The sequence below is a fragment of the Vibrio penaeicida genome, assembly GCF_030689305.1.
GTDB lineage: Bacteria > Pseudomonadota > Gammaproteobacteria > Enterobacterales > Vibrionaceae > Vibrio > Vibrio penaeicida_B.
The window spans coordinates 162861-184915 of sequence record NZ_JAUYVM010000006.1 but is presented as its reverse complement, the minus strand read 5'-3'; the positions used below and the strand labels follow the sequence as shown (position 1 = coordinate 184915).

Below are 22055 nucleotides of genomic sequence, written 5' to 3'. Positions count from 1 at the left end.
CTTTATGTGGAATTCAAAGTGATATGAAAATCACTTTTAAGGTAAGTTGCCCCTCAGGAAAATGAGAGGCAACTGCATCAGTTTAGGCTAAAGTCGGGTTCATCCCCGGACAAGTACCTCTAAGGATGACATCTTCGAACGCGAGCTCATCGGCATCTGAAGGTGCTTTTAGAGTGACAAAGCTACTAGCTGAAGCTGTAAACTCGAAAGTTCCATCAACTTTACCTGCGGCGCACTGTGTCATCTCTTCTTGTGATAATTCCTCAATTTGTGACTCAACAAAATTTGAAAAAAATGGAGTGTTCTTACTCATGGTAAATTCCTTTTAGTTTTATAACTTACTGATTAATAGTCATAATCAGTACGTATTTTTCTGTGAAAGCAAAAAAAAATAAAGGAAAAAATGTGACTTTTTCTCATTGATTGAAAAACTTCGCCCGAGTTCAAACTAGAATGAATGCCATTAAGTAATAGGTAAAGACGAAAGTTATCGCCGCCTTAAATTTCAAATTTAATACTCCACCTTATTGACTTGTAATACAAAGTCTTGACCTTGCTCTCGAGTCACGCTGCCAGAAACATAAGCTGGAAAGTAGTTACCTTTGTTGTCGGGAACACCAACCTTGGCATTGTTGAAAGTACAGTTGACTGGTGTTTTTTCTGTGCTTGGAGAGGCTGATATACAGTTTCTGACCAACTCTCTTTTGGCATCATTGTAGGGCTCGCCGCAGTATCGAGTGTCTATATTCGCAACCTGTATATCCGCGATGGATTTAGGCGAGCTCTCCGTAATTTTTACTGAGGTAGGTAAAGCTACTGTGCATTGAAGGGGAAGTTCCGTTAAGTGCATGGCGTCTGAACTTGAAGGTTTGAATTCTTGAGCGTTGCTGCCAAAACCAATCGCAACGACAGAGTAGAGCTCTACCTTGTTTATGGTGGTATTCACGAATTCTGGTTTGCTATCCTCGACCCATTTTTGATATGACTCGACTGGCGGGAGATCGTATTGGACACGAAGGGTGGGTTTAAAATAAAACTGCTCGCCCGTAGCTAAGTTACCTTGCGACTCTCCTTCCCAAGTATGGTACGTATAACCGCTTAATGCATTGAGTGATTGCTGACATTGGGCTGAGCTGGACGTTAACGTTGTTTCCACCGACCCGCTGAAGATGCTAGGGTGAACTCTAGAAAGGATTCTTGATTGTTGATCTTGTGTTCCCCAATAAGAACTGACCAATTCGGTGTTGCTATAACCTCGGTTTAAATGAATTTCGCCGCAATTACTCTTAGTAGTGGGGGAGGTGACATTGCCTGTATCACCGCTTCCACCACCGCAACCCACCAACACAATACTTGAGAAAGATGCTGCTATAACTGCTTTATTCACTCTGTACCCTTAACTTGTTGAATATAAAAATTAAGAGGACAATATCAACCCTAAGAGCTTAATGGCATATAAATGAGAATGATTACATTTCGTTGCTTTTAAAAATCACACCAGTTTCAAGTTAGCTGCATGTAGGCTGAAGACTGAGAGTATCTTCTGCAACATCTTCAACCAGTTGCTCTAACAGTTCGGTGTTATCGATCATGTGCCCTGTAATGATGAGATGTGCATGCTTAGCTGAATTCGCGAGTCCATACTTGCGCCACACGGCTTCTGTAGGTGTTGGGAAAACCACAATAACAGAGTTTGGGTTACACCAAGCCGCAACACCTTTATTCTGAAGTTTTTCTACAGCGTATTCGGCCAACCTAAGGCAGCGTTTAACGCGCAACTCTTTTTCCTGTTCGGTGCTACTTTTAATGGCATGCCACATCATTAATGGTGTTAAACCGTTACGAGATCCTGTAATGGTTTTGTCGATAGCAACAATGTAATCCACGGCAACGCTGATGTTGTCCACGTAGGATTTCTTGGTGAGCACAATGCCACAAGGAATAGGAGCCCCAATCATTTTATGACCAGAAACAGAAATGGAGTCGATGCCATCAGAGAAGCAGTATTGTTGTGGGGTGTCGACAAAAGGTAGGATCATGCCATGAAAAGCGGCATCAGCATGAAGGTAGTATTCTTCCCTTTGGAAACCAGCGCTCGATAAGATGCGCTTAATTTTGCAGAGGTCATCCGTAGCGCCGTACAGGGTAGTGCCAATGTTTGCGAATATTATCGGGTTGGCTTTTCCGTTCGATGCAATGTGTTTTTCAAGGTCGTTATAGTCCATTTCACCATTTGGAAGGCTTTTTACGACTCGGTGTTCAATTCTTAAAAGTCGAACGATTTTGGCGACGGAGTAGTGTGTATCTTCCGAGAAATACAAGATGCCATTAGGGAACATTTCGCGTGCTAGGTAGCACCCATACATATTGCCTTCCGTGCCACCATTGGTCACGTACCCCCAAGACTCATCAAAGGGCAATTGAAACTTATCTGCAAAATACGCCATTACTTCTTTTTCGAAGTAAAAAGAATTCAATCGGTAGTTTGATGTTTCAGCCCAATCTCCACAGTTATTAAATGAAAACTGCCAGAATTCATCGAGATCTTTGTAGTTAAAGTCTGCTGCAACAGGGTAGCCAATATTGTTGTATTGGTGTGTTTTGCAGTATTCAAAGAATTCTTGAAGCGTTTGCTGGTCCTGTGGAGATAATGCCATTTATATACATCCATTTACATATTTTCGTGCGTCTAGTAAAGATGCTAGCAATTGATGTAAGAGTGAACAATAAATGTAACTTGATTGACATATCTCTACTTGAGTTGGCTGTGTAAAGTTATTTTTACGGCCTCTAAGACGAACGCCTAGCGTCCGGCTTAGTATTGATTCTTCAATGTTATTTGCACTTAATTATGCTCATTGAAAGCGTGCCTTGTTAGATAGCGCTGCGCGTTCTCTAGCCCCATATACCTTGCCAATGTTTTTATTGGTACATTTCGAAGATCAACAAGGATTAGCCCATCAAGCGCATTGTTGAATGCAGGATCGACGTTGAAGCTGACTAATTTTCCGTTGAGAGCAAGATATTGGCGCAGCAATACAGGTAATGTCTTCCCATCATCTATTCTAGCGATCACTCTAGAGAGAAGTTGAAGATCTCCTAGGGCTGCAAGCATACTGGGGTTCCACACACTGCTTTCATCTTTAAGAGGGTTAGTGGGTTTAACATAATGCGCGCTGTCCGTATCGTAATGGTGCATTGTCATCGTTTCAGCAAGTAGCTTTCTCGCTTTGTCACTGTAATCATTGCTGATACTCACTGGACCAAAGAGGTGAGTGTATTCAGGGTGTCGCTGAATGTATGTTCCGATTCCTTTCCATAACAATAATAAAGCGCTCATACTGCGTTGGTAATCCTTGGCGATAACCGAGCGCCCCATTTCGATACACTTACCGTTTTTGCTCATTTTTTGAATGAATCGATGTTTATATTGGAACAGGGTTCGGGTATAGAGCGCATTGAGCCCTCCGTTTTGCATTAGATGATCAACAACACCTAAGCGATAGGCGCCCACTAAGCACTTTTTATCGTTATCCCAAACAAACAAGTGCAGGTATTCCTTATCAAAGGCATCTAAATCTAGCTCTCGCCCCGTGCCTTCCCCTACGAGCCGGAAGTTCTCTTCTCTCATTCGGCCGATTTCATGTAAAAGGGCTGGGATACGTTTTGAATGGCAACAATATACGGAGAATTGATTGCTATCCAAAAGGTGCGCTTCATCTGGAAGGCTTTTCAGGTCGTCTAATAGCTCGTGTAGTGGAAGCTGAGGCGCAATTGGAGTGGCATTACTATATCTCTCTCCGGTTGTTGAAGGAGAGGAGTAGTGCTTAATTGAATTTGCTGGTTTCAAAAGATAAGTATTTAGGCGCAGATAATTGATCAGCTGAGAGTCACAAAGAGAGTGAACTTCTTTGTACTGAATGGCGTCGCCAATGCTGATTCCGATATTACATTGACGTTTGTTCAGTAGCTCTCGTCCTAGCATTAGCGTACGGAGCAAGGGATGAATCTTTCCAGCCATGTAGAAACGACGAGAGTTTTGACCGTCAATAAAGCATGGCACTGTGGCAGCTTTGTTCTTTTTGATGAGAGAGCTGACAGAACGACTCCACTCTTTGTCTTGTATTTGCGCTTTTGCCCGTTTTCTTTCTATCTGAGACACTTCTCCCGCTGGGAAAACGAGTAGTATCCCTTCATTGGCTAAGTGCCTGTGTGCTTGACGCAATGCTTTGAGATTCGCTTTGTGAGCTTCTCGACCTTCAAATACATCCACACCAATGAATAGCTTATCCAATTCTGGCACCGTTTTAAGATACTGGTTTGCCAATATTTGAACATCAGACCGAATTGTCAGAAGAAGCTCTGCCAGTATTACCCCTTCGACACACCCAAGTGGATGGTTAGCAACCACAACGGTTGCCCCGGATTTCGGAACTTTTTCTAATGTGCCTTGCAATAGCTGATATTCAATCCCCAACTTCTCCAATGTGAAACGAAGGAATTGCGTGGTATCACATCCTACTGGACGTTGAGCATAGAATTTGTCGAGTTGATTGAGCCCTGTTGCCCATTCTGCAACGGCTTCACCAATTCCAAATGGGGTTTTCCTTGGGATTTTGAATGGACTGCTTACTGTCATGCGAACCTCTAATCAATTTTTAAGAGCGTAAGTTTGGGAGTTCAACCATTTACATCTAATGCGCTTTAACTACCTAATCCATTGATGAACTGACTAATTAAGGCTCTTGATTGAACGAACCTTACGCCTGCACATTTATGGAGGAGACAAGGTTATGCTATGACGGAGAAGTGACAATTTGGCTTCGATTACAAGTCGAAAAAATGACAGTGTGGATTTTATTAAGGCAGCAAGAACATTTTGGATCTTCTTGCTTGGACACGATAATCAGTAAAAGTGTGTAAAAATGTAACAATGATAAATTTTGAAACGCTAAAAAATAACTCAGTCGCAAAATGCTGAATAATTCATCGTACTTATATTTGAATATGCTAATTTAGATATGTGGCTCATGAGATAAGCCCATTTCCACACTAGTACAACATAATGATATCTCGCTTACTGCTGCTTGGATGGCGGGCATGTTAAGATTTCTTGCTCGCCAATTTACCTCTTCTTATATTTCTTCCTAGCTTTTCCATCTAGTTGCCTTTTATCTTTAATCTTTCTTAAATATTTAATTCCCATACCTCATTACATTTGGCATTTGTGCTTTTCATTTCTCGAAATAATGGTGTAAATAAATCTTAAATAAATTGTTGATAATAAAAGTGTTTCAACGTGTGTCTGCTTATTGAAACTTGATTATTAATTAGGTCTCATACCTACTGATATAAATATTTTTACCGCACGATGATGTTTTTGATTTCCCATCAGTTAAGCGTCATTAGAAGTGTAAAAGCTGGCTTGGATAAGCGGATTCAGCGGAGTAATCATGGGACGATTCATCAACAAATTTAAACTTTCAAACGTCATTATTGGCGCGCTTCTTTTTATTGGGCTGATTCCAGCTTTAATTTTAGGTTTATGGTCATCTGGATTGGCAGAAGAGGCGCTAAGAGAGCGTTCATATGATCAATTGGATACGGTTCGAAGTATTAAGCAATCGCAAATAGAAAACTTCTTTAAAGAACGCGAAGGGGATATGGATGTTCTCACTGAAGTCGCCAACACTTTGCAATTGGAAGCGTTTCGAAAGCTCAGCGCCGTTAATCAATCTCAAAGGCAGCAGCTTGTTGATTACTTAGAACAACTCAAATCGGGGTTATCTCTTCTTGCAGAATCAAAGATGGCTGAAGAAGCTTTACAGATGTTTTCACATGCTTCCTACGGAGATGGGATGTGGGAATTTCATGCCATTATGTTTGAAGATGAAATAGATGCGTATGTAAAGCATTTTGGTTGGTATGACGTATTCATGATTACGCCAAATGGGCAAATCATGTACACCAGCGCTCGTGAATCGGATCTAGGACAAAACTTAGACTCGGAGATGTTAACTCATTCGGGTTTAGCAAAGGCATATCGCCAAGCGGTAGATAAGAACATCGATGAAGGGCAAATTGTGGTGGGGGATTTTACCCTCTACCAACCCTCTAATAATGAACCGGCTGGCTTCTTTCTTTCCGCAGTCAGAGACATATCAGGCAATGTGGCTGGGTATGTAGCGCTTCAATTCCCCATTAATAAAATTAACCACATTGTTAGCCAATCACAGGGAATGGGGACTACAGGGGAAACCTATTTAGTGGGTCCTGATAATCTCATGCGTTCTGACTCCAAGCTCGATCCTGCAGGGTATTCTGTTACTGCGTCTTTCAAAAACAACACCCAAGTAAACACTGATGCCGTAGAGATGGGGCTAGAAGGTCAAGACGGGCAAGGCATTTTCAAAGATTATAACGGCAACTTGGTATTGTCTGTGTGGGACATCATCAATGTTTCAGATGAACTGAGTTGGGTTATGGTGACTGAAAAAGATGTTGCCGAATCATTTGTGCCCAAAAACAATAGCGGCATAGATTTTTATAGTCAGTACATAGAAAAGTATGGCTACTATGATCTTTTCTTAATCGAACCAAACGGTGAAGTTTTTTATACCGTAGCAAAAGAGTCGGACTACCAATCCAACATTTTGACAGGTGAGTATTCAGGTTCAAATTTAGGTGAACTCACTCGAAAAGTGTTGGATAACCAGCAATATCACATCGCGGACTTTGAACCTTACGCGCCATCTAATGGCGACCCTGCTGCGTTTATTGGTCAGCCAGTTTTGGATAACCAAGGCAACACCGTAATGGTGGTTGCACTTCAGTTATCGATAGATGCGATCAATAACGTTATGCAGCTAAGAACAGGAATGGGAGAGACAGGAGAGTCTTACTTAGTTGGACAAGACTTCCGTATGCGATCCGACTCGTTTTTAGATCCAGAAGGGAGGACAGTAAGCGCCTCATTTGCAGGGAACGTGAAAAACAATGGTGTTAAAACAGAAGCCACCATGGAAGCGTTCCAAGGCAAGTCCGGAGATAAAATCATTGAAGACTACAAGGGTCATCGTGTCCTTTCTTCCTATTCGTCTTTAGATATTGGTGATTTTACTTGGGCATTAGTGGCAGAAGTCGATGAGTCAGAAGCTTTTTCGGCGGTGAATACCATTCGTACAAGCATCTGGACTCTACTGGCTATCACTGTTGTATTTATCGTCGGTTTTGCTATCTATCTCGCGAATACCATTAAGCGACCTCTTGGCGGTGAACCTAAAGAAATGATTCAACTGGCTCGGCAAATTGCTAATGGCGATTTAACGCATCATTTTGACCAGAAAGCCTCTTCCGAAACGCTGTATGGCGCATTGCGTGACATGTCTGAAAAATTGACCGCGCTCATTGCGCATATCCAGCAGGCTGCGAATACGTTGGCATCGACAGCGGAAGAAACCTCCGTTGCATCAGAACAAACCACGTCGGCAGTGCGTCATCAGCATCAAGACACAGAAATGGTTGCAACCGCTATCAATCAAATGTCGAGCACGATTGCTGATGTGTCCAGAAGCACAGCCGGTGCTGCAGATGCCGCTCAAGATGCCCACACCAAGAGTAATTCAGGTCAGAAGGTTTTAACTGATAGCGAAGCAGCCTTGAGCCAACTGGTTGAAGATGTGAAATCCACGAATGAAAACATGCTCGTGCTCAAGAGTAAAAGTGGAGAAATTGGTCATGTGTTAACAGTGATTCAAGAAATTGCAGAGCAAACCAATCTCCTTGCACTGAATGCAGCCATTGAGGCAGCTCGTGCTGGTGAAGCTGGAAGGGGGTTTGCCGTCGTTGCAGATGAAGTTAGAACCCTTGCTCAGCGCACGCAAACGTCCGCTTCTGATATTCAAACTATGATCACCGCCGTTCAAAAAGCCGCTGACTCAGCGACAAGTAATATGGCGAAAAGTGAAGAACAAGCCAATATCACTGCTGAGTTTTCCGTACGCACCAGGCAAGCATTTGTTGAGATAACAGAGTCTATAGAGCAAATAGACGACATGATGACGCAAGTTTCAGCCGCGTCGGAGCAACAATCTCAAGTAACGGAAGAAGTGAATCAGAGTGTTTTACGCATCAGTGAGGCGTCTATGCAAACTGCCGCCAGTGCCGAACAGCTATCTGGTGCCAGCCAAGAAGTTGCCCAATCCGCTGAAAACCTGAGTGAATACACGCATCAGTTTAAGGTTTAGGTGCGATCAGTGGCTCAAAATTTTATTAATAAACAGTGATAAGCGTGGTTTTTTACAAAAGAATAAATTCCTCTTTTATCAATTATTGGTAAGTTCTAACTTGAACAAAAAGACACATGGATAACAACGTGAAAATGAAAAATACAGTTTTGGTTTTAGGGATAGTAAGCGCATTTAATACTGCCGCCTTTTCTGAACAGTCAGTAAGAACCCCTGCTTCACCGGAAAGAATTATCGGTGGTAGCAAATCCACCGAAGGTGAATGGCCGTTTATGGCGGCTTTAGTAACTAAAGGAAAAGATGCTTTTTTAGGGCAATCCTGTGGAGGAAGTTTCCTCGGTGATCGGTATGTTTTAACGGCTGCGCACTGTGTTGATGGGGTAAACCCTGAAGAGCTGGATGTCATTGTTGGAATTCATGATCTTAAAAAAGCGAGTTCTCAAGGAACTAGGGTTGGCATTCAAAGTATCTATTCACACGAGCTTTACAGCAACCAAACACTGAATTATGACGTTGCGGTTATTGAGCTCGACCAAGCGATTAACTCAGATAAAGTCTTACTCGCTGCTAATAACCAAGAGCCTTCTAATGGAGAAACCGTCACGGTTATTGGTTGGGGTAATCAGCAACCTAACAGTGATCTGAAAGGCATTTTCCCTTACGAACTGTATGATGTGGAATTGCCGATTGTTTCCCGTTCTACATGCAAAGCATCGGGTGGGTTATACAACAACATTAATCAAGCTGCTATATGTGCGGGCTTCTCCTATGGCGGAAAAGATGCTTGCCAAGGCGACAGTGGTGGTCCATTAGTTCAAGACCTCAATGGAACACCTACTCAAGTGGGTGTAGTCAGTTGGGGTGAAGGTTGTGCTCAAGCAGGAAAGTATGGGGTCTACGCAAACGTTGCTTACTTAAATAGTTGGATCAACGATCAAATGAATGGTGTCAGCTACCGCCAAAACGTGTACTTTGGCTTTAATCAAGCTGGAAACAAACTGTCTAAAACGGTGACGATTAAAAATAATGAATTGACCCCTTTTCGCGTATCCAGTATCTCCTCTTCTGATACGAGTCAGATGAGAATCATCGAGAACCAATGTGAGACAGCAGGCGATCTCCAACAAGGTGAAAGCTGTGATGTTAGCGTTGAAGTGACGGTTCCTTTAGGTAAAGGGGAATCTGAAATTATTGCAAGTACCACCCATGCTGATAAAAGCGAGTTGAAAACTAAATTACACACATATGGTTTAGTTGCCGCAAGCAGTGACGTGAAAAATGTTGCTGGGTTAGGAAGCGCTGTTTATGCGAACGCCTCACCGTGGGAAGTATATTCCACTGGTACGTTAAAAGCAGGTAGCACACCACGAGGGCAGAGCTCTTTGCTGCGAATCGAAAATATAGAGAAAGGTGAGCTTACGTTTGACGCTAGAATATGGGCTCAACAAAACTCAGGCTATTTTAAAATGTACGTGAATGGCCAATTTGAGTTTGAGTACACTGGGCATGAAACGGATTATTACTCCTATCGTGCGACCCTGAGTCAAGACAATAATGATGTTATGTTTGTATATGAAAGAGGAGCCATCGGTTACTCTTCAGACTACGATACTGTGTACATCCAAAATATTAAATTGAGTACGCCTAATTCAGGATCTTCAGGTGGTAGCCTTTCGCTTGGCTGGCTCTTATTGCTATTGCCTTTCGCTATATTCAGAAATAGGAGAACACACCAGTGAAAATAGTAAAGATGCTCGTTGCCGCAATGGCTTTTACTGGGCTTGCAGGCTGCGCGATTGAGACCGCTCCAAATGTGTCCGTAAATACTGTTGAAGGGACGGTTGAGCCGTTGGTTTCATCAAAGCGTTGGGAGCACTTATTGATGTTCGTCGCTCAATCAACAGGGTGTACGGATGACAAAAGCTTTGAACTTCAAATTGACAAAGTGGAAGCGGGTAAAGTCAGTATCAGTGTTATTCGAACAAAGCCGGACTATTGTAGAAGAGCACCGATGTACGAGGAATTTCAGCTCTCATTACCTCCTCAATTGAAGGACGTAGAAGTCAAGGTATTGAACCCAGAGGCGGTTACTTCCGTGAAATAATAGTCTGTATTATGTATGACTAATTTATTGCCTATAAAGCCATGCAGACGCATGGCTTTTGTCTTATCTAGGCAGAAAAAAGTATTTTGGCACAGTCTTTTGCTAGAACGTACAGAGAGCTAGGTGAAGAGGTGTTTGAGCATTGCTCTAGATTGTTCTCAAGACTCAATACCTCTGAAAGTTTCAGTGAAGCAAGCTTCTAAAGGATGTCTTTCTGAGAACAGAAGCCAGAAAAGCAAAAAGCCTGAGAAGTGAAATTACTCTCAGGCTTTTCTTTATATGGTAGCTCATCGCAGACTTGAACTGTGGACCAATCGATACGACATCTTTACAAGTACAATGTTTCTAATTTTTCATCGCTAGGTTTTGAGTCTCAATTCCAGAAAAATCACGGTGTTGTGATAACAGGATGCTAGTGAGTTTTGGTTCCAACTCATTGATTGAATCTATGATTTCGTTTATTTTTACTAACCTTTCATGAAAATTATTCTGTCTCATTGAATAGGATGCATCAACAACTCTATCTTCCAAATTTTCAAATAGTCCTTGAACTTCTTCACCTCTACTAAATTCAGAATCGATCATTTTGATATTTTCTACTGACATCAATACCTTGTGATAATGCACGTTGAACCTTTCTTTAATAAATTTTTCGGATTTGATTGGCGCATACACTGTCTTTGATTTCATTTCAGACCAAAAATCTATATTGTCTTTAACAAACTCTTTAGCATGGTATCTCAGCTCAGGCATTAAGATTGTTCTATACCAAAACTCATCAATTACACCTTTACTATGATCTCTATTTTTATCCTTTCTGGTGTAAAGGAATACAATTCCATTGAGCAGGATTCCTATTGCGGCAATTAAAGATGAAAAATATAGAGGGAGATTGTTTTTGCTTTCGACATAAACAGATGTTGATCCCATAGATTGATCCTGATTTGTTGTAACAACGCGAAAAGGACCTGTGTTTGAAGGTGAGTCGCTATGAGAAGTTGTGGCTTCTTTTTCACTCCTAAAGTTCTTTTTAGGAACTAAGATATTAGGGGTATAACTTACTCTTTGAGTTAAAGAGTCATCTGTGAGGAGTGATAAACGATGGAATGATACGCTTTTTATGAGATGTATATCTGTACCAACTTCCCGCTGATTTCTATCATAGAGTTTTTCGTTAGTTGTGCAGGAGGCTAAAAGTAAACAAAGAATAGTAGCTCGTCTCATTGTTTAATATTTAGCCCTTTCTTAGCTACTAGAGCTCTCTCAATACTTCTCTTGATTACCTGATAGGTTTTTCCATGAGTTTGAAAGTCAAACACTGCGAGGAAGTTTTCTTCTGATCCGGCTTTTCGAATGCTTTTTCCAAACAAGCCCAAAAAAAAGGAACTATTAATGTTGTATGTTTCTGGTGGAATATTTACTCGAACTTTTTCTAAGCAGTCAGCCATCTCTAGCTCATCTAGCTTAAAGTTTTTGCGAACAGCTTCGCCTTTATCTCGTCCAATGTATGTTGGACCACCTAGCTTTTTAAAATCTATATCCACAATCTTACCCATTTTTACTACCTCCCAACTAAGTTATTAGTTAGAAATCAAGCAGTTTCTGTATATCTCTTACTAATAGGGAAACGTGCTGCAATTATGGTTCCTGGAAATGATACATTCTTCATCTTCCTAACATATTTATGATCAGGCTTATCACTAAGGTCGTTACTTGAATTAAATGCAATTACATCCTTTCCGGTATCATCAACCTTAATGCGGTGAGTGCCATCAAAATAAATATGCGTATCACCAGAAATAATTGCCATTCTAGCCTTTTTACTAGAGTTAGGTAAACGTTCTTCTGAAACACTCTGGAAAAACTCTATGAGATCTACTGTGCCTTGACCTCTGTCTGTGTCCTCATTCTGGTTCTTGGAGCTGACGTACCCTTGCAAAGCAATCAATGTTAATAATGTACTTCGATCCCAGGTCTTACTAAAAAAATTACTCTTTTCGTGAGCATCAATATAGGGCTTTACTTGTTTCATAGTAAAAGAATCATGTGATAGCTCCATAAAAGTCTCTGCTATACTTTTTCCAAAATTATAGATAACAATCTCACAGAAGTGATAATTGTCATCATCATCATCACTTTCTTTGTTTTCGTCTACATGATCCAAGTAACCGCATACGTACCATTTATTTTCGCCACTGTGGTCTTCAGCGTTGCCTATAATCTCACCAAGGTAGTTAACGAGTTGACCTATCGACTCTTCAGTCAGTTGCTTATCTGAGTAACTAAGGCAGTTATTTAAATGATCAACAAATTTTGTCGTACATTGATTTTTTCTATCTTGATCTTGATATTTTACCGTAGAGCTTTTTTGACCTACAAAGTCAAAGAGCTCTAACTTATCCTCAACAAAGTTTTCATGTTCAATGTCTAGTTGTTTTATGACCCCCATTGATCGAATTAGTCTTTGCTTTCTTTCGGATTTAGGTAGACTCCCACGAACTAGGACTTTTCTGTTCCTTGTCATTGCTGTGCTTTTGACTGCCTTTACTGCTATTCCTAAAAGGACTTCAGCACCTAAATCATGGCAAGTAATCGAAGAATGATCTAGATGAATCTTTCTCAGCGAAGAGCTTCGTCCTAGTTGAGCGATATCTGAAATAAATTCTAGTGTTGTTTCTGGGTGCTCAATTAGTGAAAACAGCTTAGGGCAGTGTCGAACGCATGTTTTACTCGTAACTATAGATGAGTGCCTTTCTGACATATAGGAAAGGTTTCTCATATTTGTAGAACTGTAAGGCACGTTTTTGCTTCTTTTCTTTCTTTTTTTCTTCGAGTTTTCCTTATCAAGCTTTTTTGATCTTGTTGCTCTCAAGAATTCATTAGTACTATAGTTATTTTTCACTTAGGCAAGCCTTACGCAAAATGATGCGTAAGGTTACAAAAATAATTTTATCTAGGCAAGGAATATAAAAGAATTCAAATAGTTGATTGATTTTTGAATAATAAGAGTCAATCTCCTAAGAAAGGTGATCAAAGCTTTCTCATCTTCGATTATTTTCTTTCGCATTTCGCTCAAGTGGTGCACGAAATTTACTAAAGAAATATTTATTAATTTGTTCTGCTTTTGAGCTGAAGTTGTGATCTCAGTACTTGAAACTGAAATAGTAAAGAAATATTTCGGGAAATTGTTACAGCCATAAAATTGATTGTCTTTATTACGGCCTCGTTTGGCTGTTCTAATCACTAATACTTTATCGCTGTTAGGGCATTTTGACGGGGGGCGTTTTTCGCATTGTAATGTGTTTTGGGGCTGAGAGCTTGGGAGGCTGAAAACAGCTGTATTTGCCGCTTTCCACCATACTTATGAGTTCTGCACCGTTAATAAGTTAAAAGCGCTTACCTTTAGTAAACCGTTTGGCTTCATTAGTAAAGTTATCAGAAGTGACAATGCTCATGCGATCAGCGTACTTTTCTATCATTACACCATACATTTCTCGAAGTAATTGAACACTTACTTTACGAGCCTGCCAGTGTGTACATTGTACAAGGCTTTGCCCCCACTCTTTCTTTAACCAAATGACTACACAACTATCAGACACGCTTGACAGGCTTTGTTTAACCTCGTCGCCATGATGCTTGTAGTATTTTCCGATATAGCTCTCAAACTCTACCCTATATTTCCTTAAGTAGATTCGTCCCATCTCGCTGATTTTATAGTTGGTACGGTTGTATATAAGTACTGTGTGGTTTCTTTTCTTAAAGTAGATAATAGGGCTAGGAATCAAAAATACAGTGGCAGTATATGTAGCCATGATTTTTTAGATTGTGGACGACGGCATGAAACATTAAATTATCGTTATCTAATATTACCCACGGAGTAATATAGTCAATGCCAATACAGGACATGACGGCAAACATCACTTTTAAACATCAGTGGTTATTCGTCAAGTGTTACAGCAAACCGTCGTGTCGTTTAGCCATCTGTCAGTCATTGTTTTGGTATATGATGCTGATTTAATTAAATATGTATCGAGTTGATATGTGATGGTTATTATAGGTTTAAGCTTTGGAAGTCATTAGGGACAGAAGGTGCTACAGATTTTCTACACAGAAGCCAGAAAAGCAAAAAGCCTGAGAAGTGAAATCACTCTCAGGCTTTTCTTTATATGGTGGCCCCTCGCAGACTTGAACTGCGGACCAATCGATTATGAGTCGACTGCTCTAACCACTGAGCTAAGGGGCCAGTAGGTGGATGATTATAGGGGAAGCCTAAGGGTGTGTCTAGATAGTGAGGGGGTAATTTATGTCTAGTTTTTGCGCACTTAGAACACTAGAAACAAAAAAGGTGAGCAAGTGCTCACCTTTTATACATATTTGAGTTTTTATTACTCGTCCAAGAAGCTGCGAAGTGTTTCCGAGCGGCTTGGGTGTCGAAGCTTGCGAAGTGCTTTTGCTTCAATCTGACGAATACGCTCACGTGTTACGTCAAACTGCTTACCCACTTCTTCAAGTGTATGGTCGGTATTCATATCAATACCAAAACGCATACGAAGTACTTTTGCTTCACGAGGTGTTAACCCAGCTAGTACATCTTTTGTTGCAACACGCAAACTTGTTGATGTAGCAGAATCGAGCGGTAGCTCAAGGGTTGTATCCTCGATAAAGTCACCAAGATGCGAATCTTCATCATCACCGATAGGCGTTTCCATCGAGATTGGTTCTTTCGCGATCTTAAGTACTTTACGGATCTTGTCTTCAGGCATTTGCATACGCTCTGCCAATTCTTCAGGAAGAGGTTCACGACCCATTTCCTGTAGCATTTGACGAGAGATACGATTCAACTTGTTGATCGTTTCAATCATGTGAACAGGGATACGGATTGTACGTGCCTGGTCAGCGATTGAACGTGTAATTGCCTGACGAATCCACCATGTAGCGTAAGTAGAGAACTTATAACCACGGCGATATTCGAATTTATCTACCGCTTTCATCAGACCGATATTACCTTCTTGAATCAAATCCAAGAACTGTAAACCACGGTTGGTGTATTTCTTCGCGATAGAAATAACAAGACGCAAGTTTGCTTCAACCATCTCTTTTTTCGCACGGCGAGCTTTCGCTTCACCAATAGACATGCGACGGCTGATGTCTTTAATACTTTGAACCGGAAGAGACGTTTCCTCTTCTATGGTTTTTAGCTTCAAGATACTGCGGCGAATTTCTTCTTCGTTGCGTTTAATCTTCGCTGCGTAGGGTTTGTCTGAAGACAATACTTCATCCAACCACGCCTCTGAAGATTCATTACCTGTGAACAGAGCTACAAAAGATTTCTTTGGCATGTCACCGTATTCAACACACGAACGCATAATTAAGCGCTCTTGCGTGCGTACGCGATCCATAGAGGTGCGAAGCTCATTTACAAGGTAATCAAACTGTTTTGGAATCAAACGGAACTGACGGAAAATATCGAGTAGCTCTGTCGCAGTTTCACCCGCTAGAGCAACATCGCGACCTTGTTCGTTGATTTCAAGTTGAAGGTTTTGGTAAGCGTTGCGTAGCTCAGAGAATTTATCTGCGGCTAGCTCCGGGTCAATACCTGTATCTTCTTCTTCATCATCGTCGTCGTCAGAGTCAGCTTCGTCTTTGTCTTCGTCTTCCAGATCTTTTTCTGCAAGCTCTGAACCGATGTGCGTTGCAGTTGGAGCTGCAGTTTCTTCGTCGTTAGGATCAACAAAACCAGAAATGATGTCGGTCAGGCGCAGTTCTTCGGCTTGAACTTTGTCAAACTGCTCAAGCACATAAGAAATCGTGCCTGGGTACTCTGCAACTGAACACTGAACTTGGTTAATACCATCTTCAATGCGTTTTGCAATATCGATCTCGCCTTCACGAGTCAATAGTTCTACAGTACCCATTTCACGCATATACATACGGACTGGATCTGTGGTACGACCAATTTCACTTTCTACGCTAGAAAGTGCTGCAGCTGCAGCTTCAGCCGCATCTTCATCGGTGATGTTCGTGTCATCGTTCAGTGCTAGATCATCAGCATCAGGAGCAGTTTCAACTACTTTGATACCCATATCGTTGATCATCTGAATGATGTCTTCTACCTGTTCAGAATCGACAATCTCTTGAGGTAGGTGGTCATTTACTTCGGCGTAGGTCAGATAGCCTTTTTCCTTGCCTTTAATAACAAGTATTTTTAGCTGTGACTGCGGATTTTGATCCATAGACGATATCCAACTTCAGGTCTGGTGATGAGTTTAGTTTTGCGAAATGCAAACCGCCAATTTTATCAAAAAAAATAGCTGATGACTATGATAACTTAGCACATAATTTCACCGCTACATGGTGGTTATCTATGCCTTTAAGTCCAGCATTAGAGCGACGAGCTCTCTTTTTTCGTCGGGTGTTAGGCCGACACTTCTATCTTTCGCTTGTAGCGATTCAATTTGTTTTTCAACACACTGGGCAATAATGTTATCCAGTGAGTCGAGGAAAATGTCTTCCTGATTATCGTCTTCGAGTGGTACTTCCCAACCTGCGAGACGTGATAACAGTGATCCGTTTTTCTCGTTACGCCAATGCTCAAGTAGCTGGCCAGTGTTGATATTGGGATGAGAACGGCATTTATCAAGTACTTCCTCAAATAAACTTAACCCCGGCAAGTTAATATGCCGCACGCTGGTCAAATCTGGTACTAACTCCACGTAATGTGGGTTCTGTAGAAGTAAGGCAATGACTTCACGCATTGGAGTGCGTTTGATTTCTTTATGGGGGGCGGGGGGCTTTCCATCCTGTTTCGGTAAGGATGGTTTTTTGTAAATTCCCGTCTTTTGTCCCAACAGCTTTAATAGCTGATCTTGCATAGAGGTATCAGGTACTTTGTGTATTAAAGGCAGTGCCAATGCCTCTAATGCGGCTTTACCTTCGTTGTTGCCTACATCTACTTGCGAAAGTAAATTGCTAAAAAGGTAATTAGAGAGAGGCTCGGCATTTTTCATCTGCTCTTCAAAAGCTTCTTTACCGTGTGCTCTAATGTAGCTGTCTGGGTCTTCCCCATCAGGAAGAAAAAGAAACTTTAGAATATTGCCGCTTTTTAAAAAGCTAAGCGCATTTTCTAATGCTCTCCAAGCCGCTTCTCGACCTGCTCTGTCTCCATCGTAACAACAAACGACCGTATTGGTTTGTCGGAACAGGAGTTGCAGATGATCGCCAGTGGTGGATGTACCTAGCGATGCGACGGAATAGTCCACCCCATATTGTGCCAAGGCAACCACATCCATGTAGCCTTCAACTACAAGTATTTGAGGCGGTTCTCGATAGCCTTGGAGTACCTCATACAATCCATAGAGCTCTTTACCTTTATGGAATATGGGGGTTTCTGGTGAGTTGAGATACTTTGGTGTGCCATCACCAATGACTCGACCACCAAAACCAATGACACGCCCACGTCTGTCTCTAATCGGAAACATGACGCGCCCACGAAAACGGTCGTAGCGATTGCCCTTATCGTTTTCGATCAACATACCGCCGGAAACAAGCATGTCTTGATTCGTTTGAGATTGTCCGAAGTTTTTACGGACTAAATCCCACTCATCGGCGACATAACCGATTCCGAATTTCTGAACAACTTCTTTTGAAAGACCGCGGTCTTTTAAGTACTCAATGGCATGCTTGCTGCTTGATAGTTTTAATTGAGAACGATAAAACTGAGCAATGCTGCCCATCATGTCGTAAAGATTGCGCTTTTGCTCTGTATTGGCTTTTGGAGCTGAGCTGAAGCCACCTCCGCTTCGTTGTTCTCTTGGAACTTCTAATCCAAGGTAGGAAGCGAGTTCTTCAATGGTTTCAACAAACTCTAAGCGTTCGTACTCCATAAGGAAGTCGATGGCATTGCCATGCGCACCACAACCAAAACAGTGATAGAACTGTTTTTCTTGGCTTACGCTAAAAGATGGAGTCTTCTCGTTATGGAAGGGGCAGCAAGCACTGTAGTTTTTGCCTTTCTTTTTCAGCTTCACTCGAGCATCGACGATATCTACGATATCAAGTCGCGCGAGGAGGTCATCAATAAAAGAACGAGGGATCTGTCCTGCCATAAAAACCAGAGTATTGAATCAAAGAAAAGAAGAGGCTTGCAGATACAAACAAGCCGTGCACTCCAGAGGATAGCACGGCTTGTTGCAATTTGATTTGGATTTAAGCCAATTTAGAGCGAACGAGTCCGCTGACTTTACCCATATCTGCGCGCCCTTGAATTTGCGGTTTTAGAACACCCATCACTTTACCCATATCTTGCATGCCCGCTGGTTTTGATTCAGTAATAGCAGCATCAATCAGTGCAGCTACTTCTTCTTCGGTTAGCGGTTGAGGCATAAAGTCCTCTAGTACAGTGATTTCAGTTTTCTCCGCGTCTGCAAGATCTTGACGACCAGCAGATTCAAATTGAGCGACTGAATCGCGACGTTGTTTAACCATTTTGGTCAGCACAGCAAGAATATCGTCGTCTGACAGAGTAATCCGTTCATCGACTTCACGTTGCTTAATGGCTGACAAAGCTAAACGAATTGTGCCAAGGCGCGGTTTGTCCTTGGCTTTCATCGCTAATTTTTGCTCATCTTTGAGTTTATCAATTAGAGCCATAACTTAATCCTTTTGGAGCAAGTTATTAGTACAGGCGAACGCGACGTGCGTTTTCGCGAGCTAGCTTCTTAGCGTGACGCTTTTGAGCTGCTGCTTTAGCGCGTTTGCGAACTGTAGTTGGTTTCTCATAGTGCTCACGACGACGCACTTCAGAAAGAATACCTGCTTTTTCGCAAGAGCGCTTAAAACGACGTAGAGCTACGTCGAACGGTTCGTTTTCACGTACTTTAACTACTGGCATATGCCTTTCACCTCAGGGGTTATTCGTTAATGCTGGTACCTTACCAACCCATCAGTAGTCTGAAGGGTCTTTAACCAGCTTGATCAAAAATGGTGCGGAATTTTAATCTGATCAGTTACCCTTTGTAAAGTATTATCGCCGCCAGAACTGGTTAATTTTTTTTCGTAGCGGTAAACTTGCCGCAATTCTAGCTAATACTGAGAACGTAATGCGCATTTTAGGTATAGAGACGTCCTGCGACGAAACAGGCATCGCCATTTACGATGACCATAAAGGGCTTTTAAGTCATAAGCTATATAGCCAAGTTAAACTTCACGCCGATTACGGTGGGGTGGTACCAGAGCTTGCTTCCCGAGATCATGTAAAGAAAACCATTCCATTGATTAAAGAAGCATTAAAGGAAGCAGGGTTAACATCAAAAGACATTGATGGCGTCGCATACACCGCTGGACCTGGTTTGGTCGGGGCTCTATTAGTAGGCGCAACGATTGGTCGCAGTGTAGCCTATGCATGGGGAGTACCAGCCGTTCCAGTGCATCATATGGAAGGTCACTTGCTAGCCCCAATGCTGGAAGATAACCCACCTCCATTTCCTTTTGTTGCTTTGCTGGTTTCTGGCGGTCACACCATGATGGTGGAAGTGAAGAGCATTGGTGAGTACCAAATTCTGGGTGAATCGATTGATGACGCTGCAGGTGAAGCGTTTGATAAAACCGCCAAATTAATGGGGCTAGATTACCCAGGTGGTCCATTGCTTTCTCGTTTGGCGGAAAACGGAACTCCGGGGCGATTTAAATTCCCACGTCCGATGACTGATCGCCCAGGGTTGGATATGAGTTTCTCCGGTCTTAAAACATTCGCGGCCAATACGATAGCGGCGAACGATAACGATGACCAAACTCGCGCCGACATCGCGTATGCGTTTCAAGAAGCGGTATGCGCAACCTTAGTGATTAAGTGCAAGCGAGCACTAGAACAAACGGGCATGAAGCGCATTGTTATTGCGGGTGGAGTGAGTGCAAACAAACAACTGCGGACCGATCTCGAAACGTTAGCCAATAAAATTGGTGGGGAAGTGTATTACCCACGCACCGAATTCTGTACCGATAATGGTGCCATGATTGCTTATGCTGGTATGCAGCGTCTTAAGAATGATGAGGTGGCGGACTTAACGGTTTCAGCCAAGCCTCGTTGGCCAATTGATCAGCTAGATCCGATTCATTCATAATTACTAGGGTCTATAGACCCTAAGTGATTCACATACAGCGACCAGCTAATAACTGGTCGTTTCTGTAAGTTCCAAGTTGCATTTAATCGGTGTTACTTGGGTATGCATTTTCTAAAGGATTCCTATGCCTACTTTCACCCGTCATGGTCAAACCATGCATTATCAAGATGTGGGTCAAGGCCCGGTTTTACTGTTTGGACACAGTTACCTGTGGGACAGCAACATGTGGGCACCTCAAATCGAGGTGTTGAGTCAGCAATATCGTTGTATCGTACCGGACTTATGGGCGCACGGTAAGTCCGAAGCTTTGCCGCAGCAAACCTCCACGCTCCAAGATTACGCGTCAGATGTTTTGTCACTAATGGATAGCTTGGAGATTGAAGAGTTCAGTCTTATTGGGCTGTCTGTAGGCGGAATGTGGGGAACTGAAGTTGTCACATTAGCCCCATCTCGAGTGAAGGCTTTGGTGATTATGGACTCATTTGTTGGTCTGGAGCCGGAAATTACACACGCCAAATATTTCGGAATGCTGGATGGTATCGCGCTCGCCAAATCGATACCTGAACCTATCTTGGAAGCAATCGTACCTCTATTTTTCGCCAAAGATGCGGGAGTTGAGAACCCAGAGTTGGTCGTTAATTTCCGTCAGTCACTTTCTCGATTACAAGGTGAGGCGGCAGTTGATGTGACTCAAGTAGGGCAGGTTGTATTTGGACGTCGTGATCAGTTTGAAGATATTGAAAAGTTTGCTTTACCCACACTGATTATGGTGGGCGATCAAGATAAGCCAAGACCTGTCTTCGAGTCGTATTTGATGCAAGATGCTATTACGGGTAGTGAATTAACGGTTATCCCTAATGCCGGCCATATCAGTAATCTAGAGCAGCCAAGCTTCGTTAATGAAAAACTGATTAGCTTCTTAAATAGAGTCTATGGTTAAGCTTTAGATGAGGAGGTGCGGTCGCCAACTTTGGGTTCCGTACCTTCATATAAACGCTTAATGTTTTGATGATGACGTAAAATAATTAGGCAGCACAACATAGAGACAGGAAGTGTGTATTCCGGCCTAAACCACCATGTATAAAGCGGCGCAATGAGCGTAGTCAGAATAGATGCAACAGAAGAGTAGCGAGTAAAAAAGACAACTGTTACCCACGTTGCCATTAACATTCCCATTAAACCTAGCCCCATGGGTGCCATTGAACCCAGCGCCGTCGCCACGCCTTTTCCGCCTCTGAAATGAAAAAACAGCGGATACATATGACCTAAGCAAGCGGCAATTGCGACTATACCTAAAATGACATCTTCTACCCCAAGGTACCAACTTAGCCAAACAGGAACGGTGCCTTTGAGCATATCGATCAGCAATACTGATACCGCAGCAAATTTAGAACCACTTCTGAGTACATTGGTCGCACCAGGGTTATGAGAACCTGTTGTTCGAGGATCTGGGATTCGGAACAAGCGGCAAATTAAAACGGCACTAGAGATCGAACCTAACAAATAGGCGGAGATGATCATGATGAGTGCAGTGGGTGTCATGCTTGTCCTTAATTCACCAAAAGTAATGCTGATTAGGTTAGGAAA

18 protein-coding genes and 1 tRNA gene are annotated in these 22055 nt (G+C 42.2%); 5 read left to right on the top strand and 14 right to left on the bottom strand.

Annotation, left to right across the window (positions count from 1 at the left end):
• Positions 1 to 82 precede the first annotated feature (82 nt).
• The 4 genes from Q8W40_RS11940 to Q8W40_RS11925 all read right to left on the bottom strand — a co-directional run bounded on the left by Q8W40_RS11940 (position 83) and on the right by Q8W40_RS11925 (position 4639).
• Positions 83 to 313 carry a microviridin/marinostatin family tricyclic proteinase inhibitor gene (locus Q8W40_RS11940; RefSeq protein ID WP_305397340.1) on the bottom strand — a complete coding sequence of 77 codons (231 nt, stop codon included), beginning with the start codon at positions 311 to 313 and terminating at the stop codon, positions 83 to 85.
• 198 nt (positions 314 to 511) lie between these two features.
• Positions 512 to 1387, bottom strand: a complete 876-nt coding sequence (locus Q8W40_RS11935) for a hypothetical protein (RefSeq protein WP_305397339.1) — start codon at positions 1385 to 1387, stop codon at positions 512 to 514.
• A 121-nt stretch (positions 1388 to 1508) separates the two neighbouring features.
• On the bottom strand, positions 1509 to 2657 hold the full coding sequence (locus Q8W40_RS11930) for a histidine decarboxylase (RefSeq protein ID WP_305397338.1): 1149 nt from the start codon (positions 2655 to 2657) through the stop codon (positions 1509 to 1511).
• A gap of 188 nt (positions 2658 to 2845) precedes the next feature.
• Positions 2846 to 4639 (bottom strand): lysophospholipid acyltransferase family protein, encoded by a 1794-nt coding sequence (locus Q8W40_RS11925; protein ID WP_305397337.1) that lies wholly within the window; start codon positions 4637 to 4639, stop codon positions 2846 to 2848.
• A gap of 814 nt (positions 4640 to 5453) precedes the next feature.
• Here Q8W40_RS11925 and Q8W40_RS11920 point away from each other — a divergent pair.
• From Q8W40_RS11920 to Q8W40_RS11910, 3 genes are all read left to right on the top strand, one after another.
• A complete protein-coding gene (locus Q8W40_RS11920; RefSeq protein ID WP_305397336.1) occupies positions 5454 to 8246 on the top strand; it encodes a methyl-accepting chemotaxis protein in 2793 nt (930 codons plus the stop codon).
• A gap of 134 nt (positions 8247 to 8380) precedes the next feature.
• On the top strand, positions 8381 to 9985 hold the full coding sequence (locus Q8W40_RS11915) for a S1 family peptidase (RefSeq protein WP_305397482.1): 1605 nt from the start codon (positions 8381 to 8383) through the stop codon (positions 9983 to 9985).
• Entirely contained in the window at positions 9982 to 10350 is a 369-nt protein-coding gene (locus Q8W40_RS11910; protein ID WP_305397335.1) for a hypothetical protein, read from the top strand. The genes Q8W40_RS11915 and Q8W40_RS11910 overlap by 4 nt, the downstream gene beginning before the upstream one ends.
• 345 nt (positions 10351 to 10695) lie before the next feature.
• On the opposite strand, the gene Q8W40_RS11905 is transcribed toward Q8W40_RS11910, so the two are convergent.
• The 9 genes from Q8W40_RS11905 to rpsU all read right to left on the bottom strand — a co-directional run bounded on the left by Q8W40_RS11905 (position 10696) and on the right by rpsU (position 19240).
• Positions 10696 to 11574 (bottom strand): hypothetical protein, encoded by an 879-nt coding sequence (locus tag Q8W40_RS11905; RefSeq protein ID WP_305397334.1) that lies wholly within the window; start codon positions 11572 to 11574, stop codon positions 10696 to 10698.
• Positions 11571 to 11906 carry a hypothetical protein gene (locus Q8W40_RS11900; protein WP_305397333.1) on the bottom strand — a complete coding sequence of 112 codons (336 nt, stop codon included), beginning with the start codon at positions 11904 to 11906 and terminating at the stop codon, positions 11571 to 11573. Before Q8W40_RS11900 ends, Q8W40_RS11905 begins: the two co-directional genes overlap by 4 nt.
• A 35-nt stretch (positions 11907 to 11941) precedes the next feature.
• Positions 11942 to 13252: a hypothetical protein gene (locus Q8W40_RS11895; protein WP_305397332.1), complete on the bottom strand. Its 1311-nt coding sequence runs from the start codon at positions 13250 to 13252 to the stop codon at positions 11942 to 11944.
• A gap of 484 nt (positions 13253 to 13736) precedes the next feature.
• Entirely contained in the window at positions 13737 to 14162 is a 426-nt protein-coding gene (locus Q8W40_RS11890; protein WP_305397331.1) for a restriction endonuclease, read from the bottom strand.
• A 355-nt stretch (positions 14163 to 14517) separates the two neighbouring features.
• Positions 14518 to 14593 (bottom strand) — tRNA-Ile (locus Q8W40_RS11885).
• Positions 14594 to 14735: 142 nt separating this feature from the next.
• Positions 14736 to 16583: an RNA polymerase sigma factor RpoD gene (rpoD, locus tag Q8W40_RS11880; RefSeq protein ID WP_101113303.1), complete on the bottom strand. Its 1848-nt coding sequence runs from the start codon at positions 16581 to 16583 to the stop codon at positions 14736 to 14738.
• A 129-nt stretch (positions 16584 to 16712) separates the two neighbouring features.
• On the bottom strand, positions 16713 to 18455 hold the full coding sequence (gene dnaG / locus Q8W40_RS11875) for a DNA primase (RefSeq protein ID WP_305397330.1): 1743 nt from the start codon (positions 18453 to 18455) through the stop codon (positions 16713 to 16715).
• Between the two features lie 100 nt (positions 18456 to 18555).
• Complete coding sequence (locus Q8W40_RS11870; protein WP_305397329.1) at positions 18556 to 18999, bottom strand: GatB/YqeY domain-containing protein; 444 nt, start codon at positions 18997 to 18999, stop codon at positions 18556 to 18558.
• Between the two features lie 25 nt (positions 19000 to 19024).
• Complete coding sequence (gene rpsU, locus Q8W40_RS11865; RefSeq protein WP_001145625.1) at positions 19025 to 19240, bottom strand: 30S ribosomal protein S21; 216 nt, start codon at positions 19238 to 19240, stop codon at positions 19025 to 19027.
• Between the two features lie 208 nt (positions 19241 to 19448).
• Between rpsU and tsaD the strand changes: the two genes are divergently transcribed.
• Positions 19449 to 20468 (top strand): tRNA (adenosine(37)-N6)-threonylcarbamoyltransferase complex transferase subunit TsaD, encoded by a 1020-nt coding sequence (tsaD, locus tag Q8W40_RS11860; protein WP_305397328.1) that lies wholly within the window; start codon positions 19449 to 19451, stop codon positions 20466 to 20468.
• 124 nt (positions 20469 to 20592) lie between these two features.
• Positions 20593 to 21408, top strand: coding sequence for an alpha/beta fold hydrolase (locus Q8W40_RS11855; protein WP_305397327.1), 816 nt, complete (start codon positions 20593 to 20595; stop codon positions 21406 to 21408).
• On the opposite strand, the gene plsY is transcribed toward Q8W40_RS11855, so the two are convergent.
• Positions 21405 to 22010, bottom strand: a complete 606-nt coding sequence (gene plsY, locus Q8W40_RS11850; RefSeq protein ID WP_104399954.1) for a glycerol-3-phosphate 1-O-acyltransferase PlsY — start codon at positions 22008 to 22010, stop codon at positions 21405 to 21407. The genes Q8W40_RS11855 and plsY overlap by 4 nt on opposite strands.
• Positions 22011 to 22055: the final 45 nt, after the last annotated feature.